This is a genomic window from Pseudomonas sp. Pseusp16, from assembly GCF_047324915.1.
GTDB classification, from domain to species: Bacteria; Pseudomonadota; Gammaproteobacteria; order Pseudomonadales; family Pseudomonadaceae; genus Aquipseudomonas; species Aquipseudomonas fluorescens_CD.
The window spans coordinates 3,945,289-3,958,938 of sequence record NZ_CP168522.1; the positions used below are offsets into that span (position 1 = coordinate 3,945,289).

Annotated in this window: 9 protein-coding genes; 3 read left to right on the forward strand and 6 right to left on the reverse strand. The window is 58.0% G+C overall.

Features of this window, described 5'->3' with window-relative positions:
• Positions 1–6: 6 nt before the first annotated feature.
• On the forward strand, positions 7–4,656 hold the full coding sequence (locus ACEN8Q_RS18015; protein ID WP_413703507.1) for an NEL-type E3 ubiquitin ligase domain-containing protein: 4,650 nt from the start codon (positions 7–9) through the stop codon (positions 4,654–4,656).
• Between the two features lie 66 nt (positions 4,657–4,722).
• Here ACEN8Q_RS18015 and ACEN8Q_RS18020 read toward each other — a convergent pair whose 3' ends face one another.
• The 6 genes from ACEN8Q_RS18020 to ACEN8Q_RS18045 all read right to left on the reverse strand — a co-directional run bounded on the left by ACEN8Q_RS18020 (position 4,723) and on the right by ACEN8Q_RS18045 (position 11,737).
• Positions 4,723–5,994, reverse strand: a complete 1,272-nt coding sequence (locus ACEN8Q_RS18020; protein WP_413703508.1) for a hypothetical protein — start codon at positions 5,992–5,994, stop codon at positions 4,723–4,725.
• On the reverse strand, positions 5,991–6,485 hold the full coding sequence (locus ACEN8Q_RS18025; protein ID WP_413703509.1) for a CS1 type fimbrial major subunit: 495 nt from the start codon (positions 6,483–6,485) through the stop codon (positions 5,991–5,993). The genes ACEN8Q_RS18020 and ACEN8Q_RS18025 overlap by 4 nt, the downstream gene beginning before the upstream one ends.
• 46 nt (positions 6,486–6,531) lie before the next feature.
• Positions 6,532–7,275 carry a molecular chaperone gene (locus ACEN8Q_RS18030; RefSeq protein ID WP_413428026.1) on the reverse strand — a complete coding sequence of 248 codons (744 nt, stop codon included), beginning with the start codon at positions 7,273–7,275 and terminating at the stop codon, positions 6,532–6,534.
• A gap of 59 nt (positions 7,276–7,334) precedes the next feature.
• Complete coding sequence (locus ACEN8Q_RS18035; protein ID WP_413703510.1) at positions 7,335–8,621, reverse strand: hypothetical protein; 1,287 nt, start codon at positions 8,619–8,621, stop codon at positions 7,335–7,337.
• 2 nt (positions 8,622–8,623) lie between these two features.
• A complete protein-coding gene (locus tag ACEN8Q_RS18040) occupies positions 8,624–11,146 on the reverse strand; it encodes a CS1-pili formation C-terminal domain-containing protein (protein WP_413428028.1) in 2,523 nt (840 codons plus the stop codon).
• A gap of 111 nt (positions 11,147–11,257) precedes the next feature.
• Entirely contained in the window at positions 11,258–11,737 is a 480-nt protein-coding gene (locus ACEN8Q_RS18045) for a CS1 type fimbrial major subunit (protein ID WP_413428029.1), read from the reverse strand.
• Positions 11,738–12,241: 504 nt separating this feature from the next.
• On the opposite strand from ACEN8Q_RS18045, the gene ACEN8Q_RS18050 reads away from it, so the two are divergent.
• Both ACEN8Q_RS18050 and ACEN8Q_RS18055 read left to right on the forward strand, forming a co-directional pair.
• Positions 12,242–12,817: a PadR family transcriptional regulator gene (locus tag ACEN8Q_RS18050; protein WP_413428030.1), complete on the forward strand. Its 576-nt coding sequence runs from the start codon at positions 12,242–12,244 to the stop codon at positions 12,815–12,817.
• The gene (locus tag ACEN8Q_RS18055; protein WP_413428031.1) at positions 12,814–13,605 is read left to right on the forward strand and encodes a siderophore-interacting protein; all 792 of its coding nucleotides are present in this window, start codon (positions 12,814–12,816) and stop codon (positions 13,603–13,605) included. The genes ACEN8Q_RS18050 and ACEN8Q_RS18055 overlap by 4 nt, the downstream gene beginning before the upstream one ends.
• Positions 13,606–13,650: the final 45 nt, after the last annotated feature.

Sequence of the window (13,650 nt, forward strand, 5' to 3'; positions counted from 1 at the left end):
CAAACCATGCCCATACCCTTCGCGGCACCCGCGCAGGCGCCATCAGTTCCTGTGGATAAAAGTGTCCACTATGAGTTGGTAAAAAAGGCCATTCCTTCCTGGCTGCTGAGCACCTCGACATCCAGTGTCAAAGCCCTGAAAACCGTCAGGCTGACCCTCCCCGACTGGCACAGGAATGCGTCGGCCACGGCCCATCAAAACCTTAAAAGCGACATGCAGCTGGCCTGGACTGCCCAGAACGATATCGACCGGATGCTGAGCAATCTGCAAGATGTCTACGCCTTTGCCAAACCCCTGTTACAACAGGCGTTGAAGGACCGCTACGGCGTTGAAGACGATGTCGAAGACACCTGGTTGCGACTCTATGCACCGAGAGAAACGTCTTGGTGGGTGCATGATTTCTCTTCAAGCACTCAGGCTCGCAACGTATCCCTGCTGGATGCGGCGCTGCACAACTTTTCCAGTGGCGAAACATTTACCCCGGACTCGGGGTTCATCACCCGCCCCGACGAGCGCGGTCACTTCTTCACCAAACACCTGCTGCACAAAATCAGCATCAAGCAGTTCACGTCACTGTGTCGCGAATTGAACATCGGCGCCCTGTACGAACAGCATCTGCGCGATTACCTGCTGTCCACCAATCCGGTGGCCAGCAACTTCTTGCGCTACAAAGTCACTCTCAACCAGAAACGTGCACTCAAAGTCGCGGCACACATGGCGTTGATGAAAAACGACATCGGCCAGCACGCCCATCACGTCATCCAAGGCTTGATTGACGGCCACAGGAATCCGCACTGGAACGGTCACCCCGTCAGCTATTACACCCTGGAGATGATGGACGCCGCACTGACCGGCATCGTGCTGATCAGCTACTCGTCACTCACCGGCAACACCCCTGCGCCGCTGATTGCGTACGTCCCGCACGATCCGCAGCATCCGCTCAAGGAGTATCCGTCGTCGCTGCAATTCATGGCGGAACTGACCCGCCAGCTGCGCAGCACAGAGCCCGATGACAACTACCAACAGTTCTTCAGCCGGTTTGTCGCCCACAACCAGCGTGGGCATTTTTTTGCCAATTTGAACGCGCGCCTGAGCAAGGTGACATGGCAACCCGCCCCACCGGGCTCCAACCTTCCGAGTTGGCGCGACACACCGGTGAATAACCCGAATCTGCAATTTCGCGTGACGAAGTTCGAGGAGGATCGCCAGCTGCGCTATACCGGCGACCCGTGGGACTACCTCTACAAACGCAGCATGAACAAGATTTTCAACGACGCCCGGGAGATCGCGATCACCACCGAGTACGCCGACCGCATCGCTCGCTGGGCCTGGTGGGACAATCTGGAGAAAATGCTCTCGGACATTTTCAATGCCGCCCTGCTGGTGGTGACACCCTTCGTTCCGGGGCTGGGCGAGCTGATGCTGGCGTATACCGTCTATCAACTGACCGACGAAGTGGTCGAAGGCATTGTCGACCTGGCCGAAGGTCGCTTGATCGAGGCGGCTGAACAGGCCATCGGCGTGCTGGAAAGTGTCGCTCAGTTCGCTGCGTTCGCGGGGGGAGCCGCACTGGGCAACTACGCCCGGACGCAGCTCTCGCCGTTTTTCGAGGGACTCAAACCGGTCCAGTCGGCCAACGGCCAGACGCGTTTGTGGCACCCCGACCTGGCACCCTATCAGCGACCCGACATCGTCTTGCCCACCACCGCCAGGCCAGACCGGTTGGGTATCTACCAGCATCAAGAGCAAAGCCTTGTACGCTTGGACAACCAGCATTACCAGGTACGCCAGGACCCGGTAACCGGGCAACACCGCATCCAGCATCCGCAACGCGCCGACGCCTATGCGCCCACCCTGCAACACAACGGCCACGGGGCCTGGGTCAGCGAAACGGAAAACCCTCGGCAGTGGGAAGGCTCGACGCTGATGCGCCGCCTCGGTCACAGCACCGATGGTTACAGCGACCGGCAACTCGAGCGGATCCGTCAGGTCAGCGGCAGCGAAGAGGCCGAACTGCGCAGGATGCACGTTGAGCTCGCGCCACCGCCGCCGCTGCTGAGCGATACCCTGCAACGCATCGGTTCGACCGCCAGCCCCGCCCCGGTGCCCTCCCCCGAAATTGGCCAGCTGTTCAGCGACTTCCCGGACCTGCCAGAAAGCATCGCACAAAGAATCCTCGCCAGTGCCACCCCCTCGGAGCGCCAGCGGATCGCGCAAAACAAGCGCCTGCCACTGCGCCTGAAAACCCGCGCACGCGAACTCCAATTCGAAACACGATCGGTTCGCGCGGCACAGGGCCTGTACCTTGACTCATTAAGCAGCATCGATACCGAACGCCTGGCGCTGGGAGTCTTGCGAATCTACACCGATACCTTTGCCGACCTGCGCATTGAAATCCGCCAGGGAACGTTCGATGGCGAACTTCGTTGCGACACCGGTTCCGAAAATGCAACGCAGGTGCGGGTATTGATTCGGGACGCCACCGGAAAATACACCGTACGCGATGGCTCGGACCAGCCGATCCACGAAGCGGAAGGTCTTTTTGAAGCCCTCCTCCATGCCACTCAAAAGAACGGGCGCAACGTATTGGGCTACAGGCCGGGCGACGGCGAGTCTTTCAGACAATGGGTCATCGCCAAGGCCACCCCCACCGAACGTCGCACAGTCCTCGCCACCCCGCCCTTGCGGCCCGTTGCCGAACACGAAACCCTGCTGCTGGTGCGTGGCGGTGGTTTGAGCAGGGACGGCGCAACCGTGCACGATCGCATTCGCGACCTCTACCCGCATTTCAGCGAACGCGAGGTCGATACATACGCCGATGCCTTGATCGAACGAGGCGAGCCGCTCAAAGCCATGGAACGCGAAGAGGACGAGCTCGACGAACTGCGGACAATCGTCAACCGTTGGGAATATCAGCAACCCCAGGCCTGGGGACCCGGCGGTACCAGCTTCCGCGATGATGGCGGACAACACATTGCCGAACGGCTCATTGAATGTTTCCGGCGCAAAAACACCGACCTCGGTAACCGCACCGACCCGGCCAGCTACTCCCTTGACCTCTCTCGGGAGCTCTTGCCGCTGGACCTGGAAACCTGGTGGTCAAAACGCCCGGAGCTGAAAAAATTCCTCGACAAGGTCACCGAGCTCAAACTCGACAACACGCGTTTTTCGATTGAGCTGAACGGAATTCTCAAGGACTTTCCCAACCTTCGTGAACTCAGCGCCAAAGGTTGCGAGCTGACGATACTGCCCAAAAGGCTGGACACGATGCCGAGGCTGGAACGCCTGCGCCTGAGCGATAACAAGATCGTGCTGGACCTGGCCACAGTGAATCGGCTGAAAAAAATGACCCGCCTGGAAATCCTCCGGCTCGATGACAACCCTTTGGGCATGAGCCCGGACATCGGGCGCATGCCTCGCCTGAAAGTCGTGGGGCTGAAGAACACGGGACTTTCAGCCTGGCCGAACGGAACGTTCAGCAAACCCAGACCCCGTGGCTTCCTGCTGGACCTGCGAGCAAACCCGATCCGCCGGGTTCCCGAAGTGGTGCCTGGCTCTGCTCACGCCTGGATCGTGGCGCGCAGCCGTCTGAGTGTGGGCAATTTGTCTGAGGTCGATCAATTGCTCTATCAGCAAATGCGTCGCTCATTTTCGTTGCCGCCGGAGCCCGTCGTGCCCTGGTCCAGTCAGATCGACCCCATGATCAGCATCGACCACTGGAGTGATGTACCCGGTTGGGGCATTGACCGCGCCACTCTGTGGTCGGACCTGATCGACGAACCCCGAGCCCAGCGCTTCATGGAAGTGCTGGTCAACACCCAGGACTCGGCCGACTATCGAGCCGGCGGCCCGGCGCGCGATCAGCTGCGTCAACGCATCTGGCGCATGCTCGATGCAGTGCAGGTCGACACACGCTTGCGCGAGGAGCTGTTCACCATGGCCATCGCCCCCGTGGACTGTGCCGACGCCGGTGCGCAACTGTTCAACAACATGGGTATCCGGGTGCTGGCCTCCGAGGCGTACTCGTACTCCACCAACCGCGTCGAGCTTGAAAACAAACTGGTGAGGCTGACCAAGGGTGCCGCTCGCCTGGAGCAGGTCAATGAAATCGCCCGTGCCGACGTCGCCAGTCGTGGCGGCAACCCTGACGATGTAGAGGTCTATCTGGCTTACCAGACCGGGCTGGCGCAGCGCCTGGGCTTGCCGTGGCAATCCGAAGGCATGCTTTTCAGGCCCGTGTCCGGAGTGACCGATGCCATGGTCAATCAGGCCTATGACACAGTGCTGACGCTGGAAGAAGGCGATGGCCTGGTCAACAAAATGCTTGAGCAGCATTTCTGGGAAGATTATCTGCGCGAAAGGTATCCAGCCCGAATGGAAGCCAACAAGCGAATCTACCAGGCCAAATACGAGCGACTGGAGACGTTGCGCAGCGTGCAGCGGGAGTGGACGCAAGCTGCGGACACAGACCGGAGTGAACTGCGAAACCGCCTGTGGGAGCTGATGAATGATCTGCCGGTGCCACCCACGGTGGTCTTTGCCGATGAGCCGATCAGCGATGCGATCTTTGACCGATTGCTGGTTGACCTGGGCGACGAAGAGAAGGAATTGTCGAGACGCTTGACTCGCGAGGCGTTAAGGCGAGCCGGGCAATAACAGTGCAGTGCCTGGACGGGCTGGCGACTGCCGCCAGCCCGTCCAGGAGCATTGCGACGCTCTGCGTCAGACGTCCGAATCCCAGATAACGGTGACAGAGCCCCTGTAACGTTGACCTACTGGCGGCCTGAGCATTTCTTCCACACGTTGCGGCGGCATTTCAAAGTGCAGCACGCCCGGCGCTCTATCGACATAAAACCCCGGTTGGAATTGCAACGCATTGGCCTCTCCCGGGAGCAGGCGCATTTGCCTGACGGGTTGTCCAGCCATGTCGGTCAGACCATTGGGCAGACTGACGCTGACATAGATCCCAACCATACGCCTCGCCTCAATGCTATAAAGCCCGCATTGGTCATAGACGGTGCTGTGTCCGCACATCAAATGCATCTTGAAACGCGATGACGCGGAAATGTTGAAGGTCTGGTCGCGGAACAGCCGCACAGGTTTGCGCCCCGCCTGCAACCAGCTCTGCCAACCGCCTTTGGGCTCCAACACAACGCTGTTACCACCCGGCGGAATATCGACTTTGAGGGTGTGTTCTACGTTCAATGCAAAATCAAGTTGGATGACATCATCATCGGGCAACATGATATCGCCCATATCGAATTCTTTATGTGGCCCCACACTGTAGGACAACACGCCCCTGTAGGTCCCTGACGACATTTTCAGAGGCTGAGGCGTTTCGAGCTCATAAGAAAAAGTCAGATCCTGATAAGCAAACCCATAAGTTTCGGGAATTAACTGAATAGCCTGTTTTGCACAAGTGCCCGCATTGGGCGGCACTTTCCAAAAGAAGGCATAAAAGTAAGGGCTGGCATAGGCCACTCCGCCATGTAGACAGGGAGCAGGAGCATACCCCCAAGGACGGTTCCACATGCCTTCGGGAAACGGCAGTTTGACTGTGTACGCGCCACCTATGCCCACGACCCGCATTCTGACTGTTTCGGTTTCCCCGGTAACGTCATGGGTGACATTCAGCTCTTTCCAGGATGACGGCACCCGAAACATGGGGCCCTGGCGCTCATCATGCATCGGCAGGAAAGGCGCGACGGACCTGAAACGAATCGGTACCCCGATACTGAAAACCCCCTCCTCACAATAATTCGGATGATCCTTGCAATGCCCGCTCTGTGGTGTCGTATTCTGAAACACGTTGTGCATGGGTTTCGACGGATCAGGACGAAACACCGCTGTCATCTCAATGGTCGCTGCGTTTGATGACATTGAACAAAACAAAGTAAACACGCTTATAAGCGTGCACTTCAGTTTATTTATTGAGTGCATTCCCTGTACCTCGATTAACCGCTCCAAAAGCCCGCAATGAAAATGAAATTTCATGGCGCGGCCGCACTGAAGACCAGCAAGACATTTCCATAGTAAGTCCCCGGTTTGTAGCCGCCGGCCGGCGGCCTCGGTGTAATTACCAGAGGGAAACGGCCGCCGGTCCTGGCCTGTTCCGCCGGCACCACTTCCCGGGGCTGAGGCTCATGGCTCAACAAGCGATCATTGAATTGGACCTGCAGGAAAATGTTCTGCTCGTCGCGTCCATTGGACAGATACGGCGCACTCTCCAGCCGGGCCTCGATGGCGCCGGAGTCATGGCGCACGTCGAAATTTTTGCGTAGCCCTCCCAGCCTCGAGGTGCCCAGATCCCACGACAGTGTCTGTTCACGATGAATCCAGTTCGATTCGGCGGGTATCACGTAAAATCCCAGGGTCGGAATGTCCACCGACACTTCGAATCTGTGCTCTTCCCGCGCCGCGTACGCCAGCGCGCTGTTCAGCATCAGGGCGCCCATGCACAAGGCGCAAGCCACTTGCTTGTTCATATCAATTACCTGTTGCATCAAGTACGGGACCGCTCGGCAGGCGCTGTTATTGGCTGGCGATGCGCAGGGTTTTCTTGCTGTCGCCCTCGACCACATTGAAACGGTATTCGCGCCCGGGCTTCTTCTCGAACTCGAAGGTCCTGCCCGCCAGCACATGGTGCTTGGTGGTCGGTTCGCACTCGGTTTCGTTCTTGCGCGAGCAGTTGCGGAACTCGTCGATCACCACCACGGTATTGCCCTTGTTGCGCAGGCGATAACGCTCGGGGGTGTCGTCGATCACGCTGTCGAAACGCGCATTACTCGGGCGAACAAAAAACACCGTGCCGAAGCCGGTCATGACGTTGACTCCCGCCGACAGGTTCTTTTTGTAGTCGTCGCGCTCTTCCGCCGACACGGCGAACTCGTCTTCCTTTTCCGGCACTACCGGCACGAAGCGCACACGGAAATAGCGCTCGGTGTCGCGGCTGCCCATGTGCAGCAAACGGGTGCCCTGCATGCCGTTGGCCGGCACGATCAACCGCGCCGGGCTGGCCATCAGCCCATCGCGGCCGCTGGCATCGGCCTGGGTCTTGACCGGCACTTCACTGGACGTACCGTCAGCGTTATAGATGATTTCCAGGATGTTGACCTTGACGAACGCGGTGCTGTCGCCGCTGTTGAACACGCGCTTGAGGTACGTGCTTTTTTCGCCATCCAGATAGTCGTACACCGTGCCGACATTGATTTGCGGGCCGGCCTGGAGCCCCAGGGAAAAGCCGCACAAACCCAGCAATAACCACACACGTTTCATAACCTTGAACCTCATGACATTGACCCTCTTGCGAACCCGCACTATGGCTACGCTGCCCATCAGACTTCCGAATCCCAGATAACGGTGGCATTGCCCCTGTAAAAGGGACCTGCACCCGGCTTGAGCATGAATTCCATCTGGTCCGGCGGCACTTCAAAGTGCAGCACGCCCGGCGCTCTATCGACGTAGAACCCCGGTTGGAACTGCAATGCGTTGGCCGCTCCCGCGCGCAGGCGCATTTGCCTGACGGGTTGGCCGGCCATGTCGGTCAGCCCATTGGGCAGACTGACGCCGACATGCAACGCCACCCCACGTTTAGAGACTCGGTCATCCAGCAGGCAATCGTGGGGAAAGGCACTGAACTCACATTCCAGATGCATCTTGAAACGCGAAGACGCCGATATATTGAAAGTCTGGTCACGAAATAGCCGCACGGGCTTGCGTCCCGCCTGCAGCCAACTTTGCCAGCCACCCTGGGGCACCAACGAAATTTTGTTACCACCCGGCGGAAGTTCAACCTTTAGTTCGTGCTCTACCGTCAGAGTAAACATGAGATTGATAACACTGCTGCCTTCGGCAACCATGTTATTCCCCATGTCGATATCCCCTCGCGGCCCTATGGTGTAGATAATACTTCCGACATATACACCCGTGGCCATCTTCAACGGATTGGGTGTTCTCAGTTCATAGCCCAGATCAAGATGGTCGTACTTGAGTACAGGAATCTCAAACAAGGCCTTCTTCGCACAAACACCATCTGTTGCATCTACGCTTAAGAAAAAGCCATACATCCATGAGTTCGAACCATGATACCCCGTGGATTTGCAGGGGCCGGCGCCATGGACCCATCCCCCTCCCTCCCATAACATTTCGAATGCCGTAGCGGAAGAAGTACTCTCTGGCACCCCCACTATTTCCTGAACGGGTGTTTCCAGTAAATGAGTGGTCCCTATACCTGCCACCCTGACTTCTACCTCCGCCATTTCACCGGTCGAAACGTGCCTGACCTGGAGTGTTCTCCATTGTCCAGGGACGCCGAACATTGCACCGTCCGACTGCACAGGATGATTAGCCTTGATCGGGAAAGCCGATCGAAAACGCATCGGGAGTCGAAAACTGATTAATGGCGGATTGACACAGTACTGTGGCAGCGCCTCGCAATAGCCACTTTGTGGAGTGGTGTTAATAAACTCGTTTTTCAACGGATTTGCCGGATCCGGTCTGAATAAGGCAGTAATATTCACATCCAGCGCAACCACCCGTTGTGATACCAAAGACACCAATATCCCCAATAACACAATGCTGATTCGAGCGATCAATCGTTCTTTGCAGAGTAACTTCATCATTGTTAACCCGCCTTCTCGGATTGATAAGACGCATCCGCCAAGGTATCCGGCGTACAGCGCAGATCACCGATCATCAGCACGTTGTTTTCACTGCGATGCAGGCTCGCATCAAGGCGGAACTGGCACAGCAACTGATCGGCATGACGCACTTCCAGCGTCGGCGAGCCGGCGTTCATTTCCATCGAGAAGAAGCCATCGACTTCGCTCACCCCACGGCTGGCGTGGTTGATCACGTGATGGCCCTTGAGCGGCTGCCCTTGGGCATCGAGCAAACGCCCAAGCACGGTGAAGGTTTTCATCACCCGCACCTTGCGATACTCCACGCCACCCTTGTTCAGGTGATAGCGGGTGCGCGAGGGCTCGATGGTTGCCGCCGGCGCGTGGTTGCCTTGGAAGTCGAAGCTCACCGAGCTGTTCTGGTACGCCGTGATCGGGATGAAGTTGCGCCCCGGGCGCAGGGCCGCGCTACCACCACTCAAGTCATCGGCGCGCAGGGCGATGCCGTCGATATCGGATTCCACATCGACGATCATCCCGGCGCCCCGGCCTTGGTGCTGGCTGGTCATGAGCATTTTGTCGCCGCCGACCACCAGGGTGCTGTCGACGTTGAGGCCGCCGGTGAAGTTGCCGTTGAAGGACGAGCGCTGGATGAAGCCGTCACCGTTCACACTGTCGGTGCGCAAGTTCGCCAGACTGGAAACGCCGACGCCGTAGGTATCGGTCAGTGCGGTCACCGAGACGTTCTGCAAGACGTGATCCTGCAAATCCTTGCGATAACCCAGGGATGCATTGTTGTCGCGGCTGCCGTCCCGTGCGGTGCGCGTGCCGATGCTGCCGGATATCTGCTGACCCGGCCCGCCCAATGCCATGTTGATGCTCAAGTCGACACCACGGTTACGCGCATCGCCACTGCTGAAGCTGCCGGGGCGATCAAACAGCGACAGACGCCAGTTGGCATCGCTGCCCATCACTGTGGTGCGCTGGGTCCAGCCCAGATCCACGCCTACGCCTTCGACGTTGCCGTCACTGTGGGAAACCCGTGCATTCAACGAACTGCTGCGGCTGATCCGATGGTTGAGCGCCAATGACGAGTTGCTGGTCTCGCCGGTGAACACATTGCGCTGGCGTACTCGGGTACCGTCGGGCAACGTGTCGAAAGTGTTGGTGGTGTCGAGCCAACTGCGGTTGTGGCTGACCACCAGGCTGCCCGAGCCGTAGTTGTACAGGCCCTGCACATCGATGCCGGTGCCGTGGTCTTCGGTCTGGTAAAAATTGGCGTAGACACTGGTGCTGTTGGCCAGGCTCCAATCGACCGAGGTGCCGTATTGCAGTTTTTCCCGAACCTGACGCGCCGATAGTCCGAGAATCACCCGAGGATGCAGCAGGTAGTTGACCGCCGCCCCCGCCGTGGCGTCACCACTGTCCTGTTGATTCCAGTTGCTGAGCAGCCTGGTTTCCTGGCCGGCAAAAAGGTTGTAGCGCCAACGCTCGTCGTGGTTGCGCCAGTTGGTCGGTTTGTAGATCAGCTCCTGGGTGGTCGAGGTGATCTGGCCGTCTTCGATCAGGCGCACTTCCACTTCGTAGATACCTCCCGGCAATGGCCGGGTATCGAGGGTCTGCAACCCGGCCGGCACCGACTGGGTGTTGAGCAGCAGGCCATCGCGATAGATTTCCACCGAAGCCTGGCGGTTGGCGGTGACGTATACGGGATAGACGCTGGGTTTCGGTGAGTTGATCGCCAGGCTGTCGGAGCTGCCGAACATCAAGCCAACCGCCGTATCGGGGCTGGTGCCGAACGAACGGGGTTGCCGGGTCAGGCCTTCGGAATTGGGGGTGAAGTAACCCAGTCGGAAAAAACTGCCTTGCAGTTCGCGCTGGGTGTGCAGCTCATGTACGGCGTGGTAGAGCTTGTCGTCCGGCCCGCCCAGACGCGCCAGTTGCATATTGAAGGTCTGGCTCCAGTTGCCCATGCTACCGCTGGCTTCCAGGCCAAATCGGCCGCCCAGGTCCTGATCCTGCCCGCCATTGAGATTGAGCTGGTTGCGTACCATCAGGCCGCTGCTGCCGCCTTCGGGTTGGTCGTAGAAGCGTCTGGCTTCACTGTCGCGCTCGGCATTTTCCGTAACGACGGACAGCAATGAATTTTCCAGGTTGTAGTGAACGGCCAGCATTTGCTCCGGGCACTTTGCGCTGCAGGAGCCCAGCGCCACGCCGGGCTTGAGTATATCGGCCCAGGTGTCGCGCTCGCTGGCGCTGAAACGGCTGTCGCTGGTGTCGGTGAAATCGAGCAAGGTGACCCGGTCATCGCGAGATAACACAATCATCGCCTCGCCGAGGGGCTGTTGATCGAGTTCGACCCGAACCGCCAACGGAACATCGAAAAAGTGCTCCTCGAACTCTGCCGGCAGGCCTTTGGCCTGGGCCAGCAAACTTCGCGGCGTATTAACAACGGAAGTCGGCGCCGCAAATGCACTGCTACATAACAGCAGCGCAAGCGCTGCCGCGATGGGCGTCATCGGGAACATGAAAAAGTACTCTGATTACGGGAAAGTCAAAGCACGGCCGACAAACCGGAAAGTTTGCCGACCGAGTACGTTACTTGGAATAAGTAAGCGTTTTAGCGTCGAATGCCTTACTTAGACAGAAGGTTCAACGACCAGCATGACAACACCGGTGTAGTCGCCTGCATCAGGTTTACCGCTAGTGACTGCACTGATTTTGAACGGTGCACGATAACGCGTATTGGACTCAGTATCTCCAACGACTTCCTGCGAAGTGGTGTTCAACGTCTTGCCATTGAGTTCGACTTTCAAATCAATGGTTTTGCTACCGGCAATCAGCTTTGGAACGCCTTCGAGTCGCGCGTTGACCTTGCCGGCGGTGTGAAGGACGTCAAAGTGCCCGTCGACGGTTTTCATGGCGTCGATGCCTGGGTTGTAGCTCATGTCCTGATCCTTGTTGACCAGATCTGCATCGACTGGTACCGCGTAGAAATCGTCAGTTGGAACATTGGCAGTCAGACTGATGGAGTGCCGGGCTTCGGTAGCGGCGAATGCCATCGAGGAGCTGAGTGCCAGAACAGCCAGAGGAGCAGCAAACGCGATTTTCTTGAACATCTTTCAGTACCTGTCTTTTAAAAGGATTAAAGAGTTGAAAGTTCCTGATGAGCAAAAACAGTCACGAGCAGTTATTTGCTCAGCTGAACTTTCAACGCCGAAAGATGATGATTCAATAGATCTGGAAAGTAAGCAGGCAAATTCCTGCAAGTGCGTAGCCAAAGTGCTACCACCCTGGAAAGAAAAAACCTGAAACAACATAAAAACCAATGTTTGACTGTAAGAGTCAGACTACAAATCGCACTTTATAGGCAATGATTAGCAACCACTCACGAAGTTACTTCTGTAAGACCGATACTACAAGCCCCGCAAACAATAGTCGAAAACATGACATTAGAGAGTTAACACTAATTTCAAGTTATTCGCCTGCATTAATACCCACTAATTTTTCGATCTTGACGGTTTCTCAGGGGTGACGCTGGGGGCGTCCGCTGGTCGGGCGGTCTTGCATTATCGTTAAGATATATCTTAAGTTGTATCTAAACACGACGAGAGAAAGCGAAAATGAGAGACCATCATTCCCCCCACCGCGAACACGGCGACGGCCACGACGGTTTCGAGAAGCGCCCCGGCCGTGAACGCGGTGGTCGGGGTCCGCGAGTGTTCGCCCCCGGCGACCTGAAATTACTGCTGCTGGCCTTGATCGCCGAACAGCCCTGCCACGGCTACGACCTGATCCGCCAGATCGAAGGCATGTTCGATGGCGCCTACAGCCCCAGCCCCGGAGTGATCTATCCGACCCTGACCTTTCTGGAAGAAAGCGAAATGATCCAGGGCGACGCCGAAGGCGGAAAAAAACGCTACGGCGTGACAGACGCCGGGCGCCAGTCCCTGATCGAGCAGGCCGTTGCACTTGAAGGTGTGCGGGTGCGCATCGATGTCAGCAAACGCTCCCTGCGCGGTCATGATCGTCCACCGGAAATCCACGAGGCGGTGCACAACCTGCGCCATGCCCTGCAACTGCACCATGGCCGCTGGAGCCCGGAAGAAATCCGGCGCGTCTCGACCCTGCTCAACAACACCGCCAAAGCCATTGTCGACGGCCCTGCCGTTCAGCCTGCCCAGGAGACAGCCGAATGATCGACGTTATCCTGCCTTCCCAAACCATTCACCGCGTCATGCACGAAATCAAACGGCGTCGCCTGGAAGTGCTGCGGGTAGTCGACCTGACTCCACGCATGCGTCGGATCACGCTGGGCGGTCCGGAACTGGCAGGTTTCGTCAGCCTTGGTACGGACGATCACGTCAAGTTGCTGTTCCCGCAGAACGCCGAGCAAGCTGCAGCCCTGGAAACCCTGGTGCTTGGCGCCGGCAAGGACAACGGGGCGATGCCGGCCATGCGTGACTACACGCCGCGCCGCTACGACCTGAACACGTTGGAGCTGGACATCGATTTCGTCCTGCACGGCGACGGCCCGGCCTCGACCTGGGCAGAACAGGCCAAGCCAGGTCAGTTTCTGCACATCGGCGGGCCCCGTGGCTCGATGATCGTGCCGGACATTTTCGACAGCTACCTGCTGATCGGTGATGAGACCGCCCTGCCCGCCATCGCCCGCCGCCTGGAAGGGCTGGCGGCCAATCGCCGGGCGTTGGTGATTGTCGAAGTGGAGAACGGCAAGGAGCAACAAGTACTGCAGAGCGCTGCCGAGATCAATGTGCTCTGGGTGCTGCGCGAAGGTGGCAAGGACCACTTGCTGAGCACTGTGCGTCAGATCCAGGTTCCTGCAGGAAGCTTGTATGCCTGGGTCGCGACCGAGAGCAAGGTGTCGCGGCAGATTCGCCGGGTGTTACTCGATGAGCATGGGCTGGATGAACAGTTCGTAAAAGCCGTCGGTTACTGGCGGCTGGATGACAGCGACGAGGAATGACAGCAACTCAATATTGTGGCGAGAGGGTTTGCCCCCTCACCACAA

What these genes read in the sequence shown, in the direction of transcription:
- ACEN8Q_RS18020 (WP_413703508.1), bottom strand. Translation starts at nt 5,994, where the DNA reads ATGAAATTTCATTTTCATTGCGGGCTTTTGGAGCGGTTAATCGAGGTA.
- ACEN8Q_RS18035 (WP_413703510.1), bottom strand. Translation starts at nt 8,621, where the DNA reads ATGATGAAGTTACTCTGCAAAGAACGATTGATCGCTCGAATCAGCATT.
- ACEN8Q_RS18040 (WP_413428028.1), bottom strand. Translation starts at nt 11,146, where the DNA reads ATGTTCCCGATGACGCCCATCGCGGCAGCGCTTGCGCTGCTGTTATGT.
- ACEN8Q_RS18015 (WP_413703507.1), top strand. Translation starts at nt 7, where the DNA reads ATGCCCATACCCTTCGCGGCACCCGCGCAGGCGCCATCAGTTCCTGTG.
- ACEN8Q_RS18055 (WP_413428031.1), top strand. Translation starts at nt 12,814, where the DNA reads ATGATCGACGTTATCCTGCCTTCCCAAACCATTCACCGCGTCATGCAC.
- ACEN8Q_RS18025 (WP_413703509.1), bottom strand. Translation starts at nt 6,485, where the DNA reads ATGAACAAGCAAGTGGCTTGCGCCTTGTGCATGGGCGCCCTGATGCTG.
- ACEN8Q_RS18045 (WP_413428029.1), bottom strand. Translation starts at nt 11,737, where the DNA reads ATGTTCAAGAAAATCGCGTTTGCTGCTCCTCTGGCTGTTCTGGCACTC.
- ACEN8Q_RS18050 (WP_413428030.1), top strand. Translation starts at nt 12,242, where the DNA reads ATGAGAGACCATCATTCCCCCCACCGCGAACACGGCGACGGCCACGAC.
- ACEN8Q_RS18030 (WP_413428026.1), bottom strand. Translation starts at nt 7,275, where the DNA reads ATGAAACGTGTGTGGTTATTGCTGGGTTTGTGCGGCTTTTCCCTGGGG.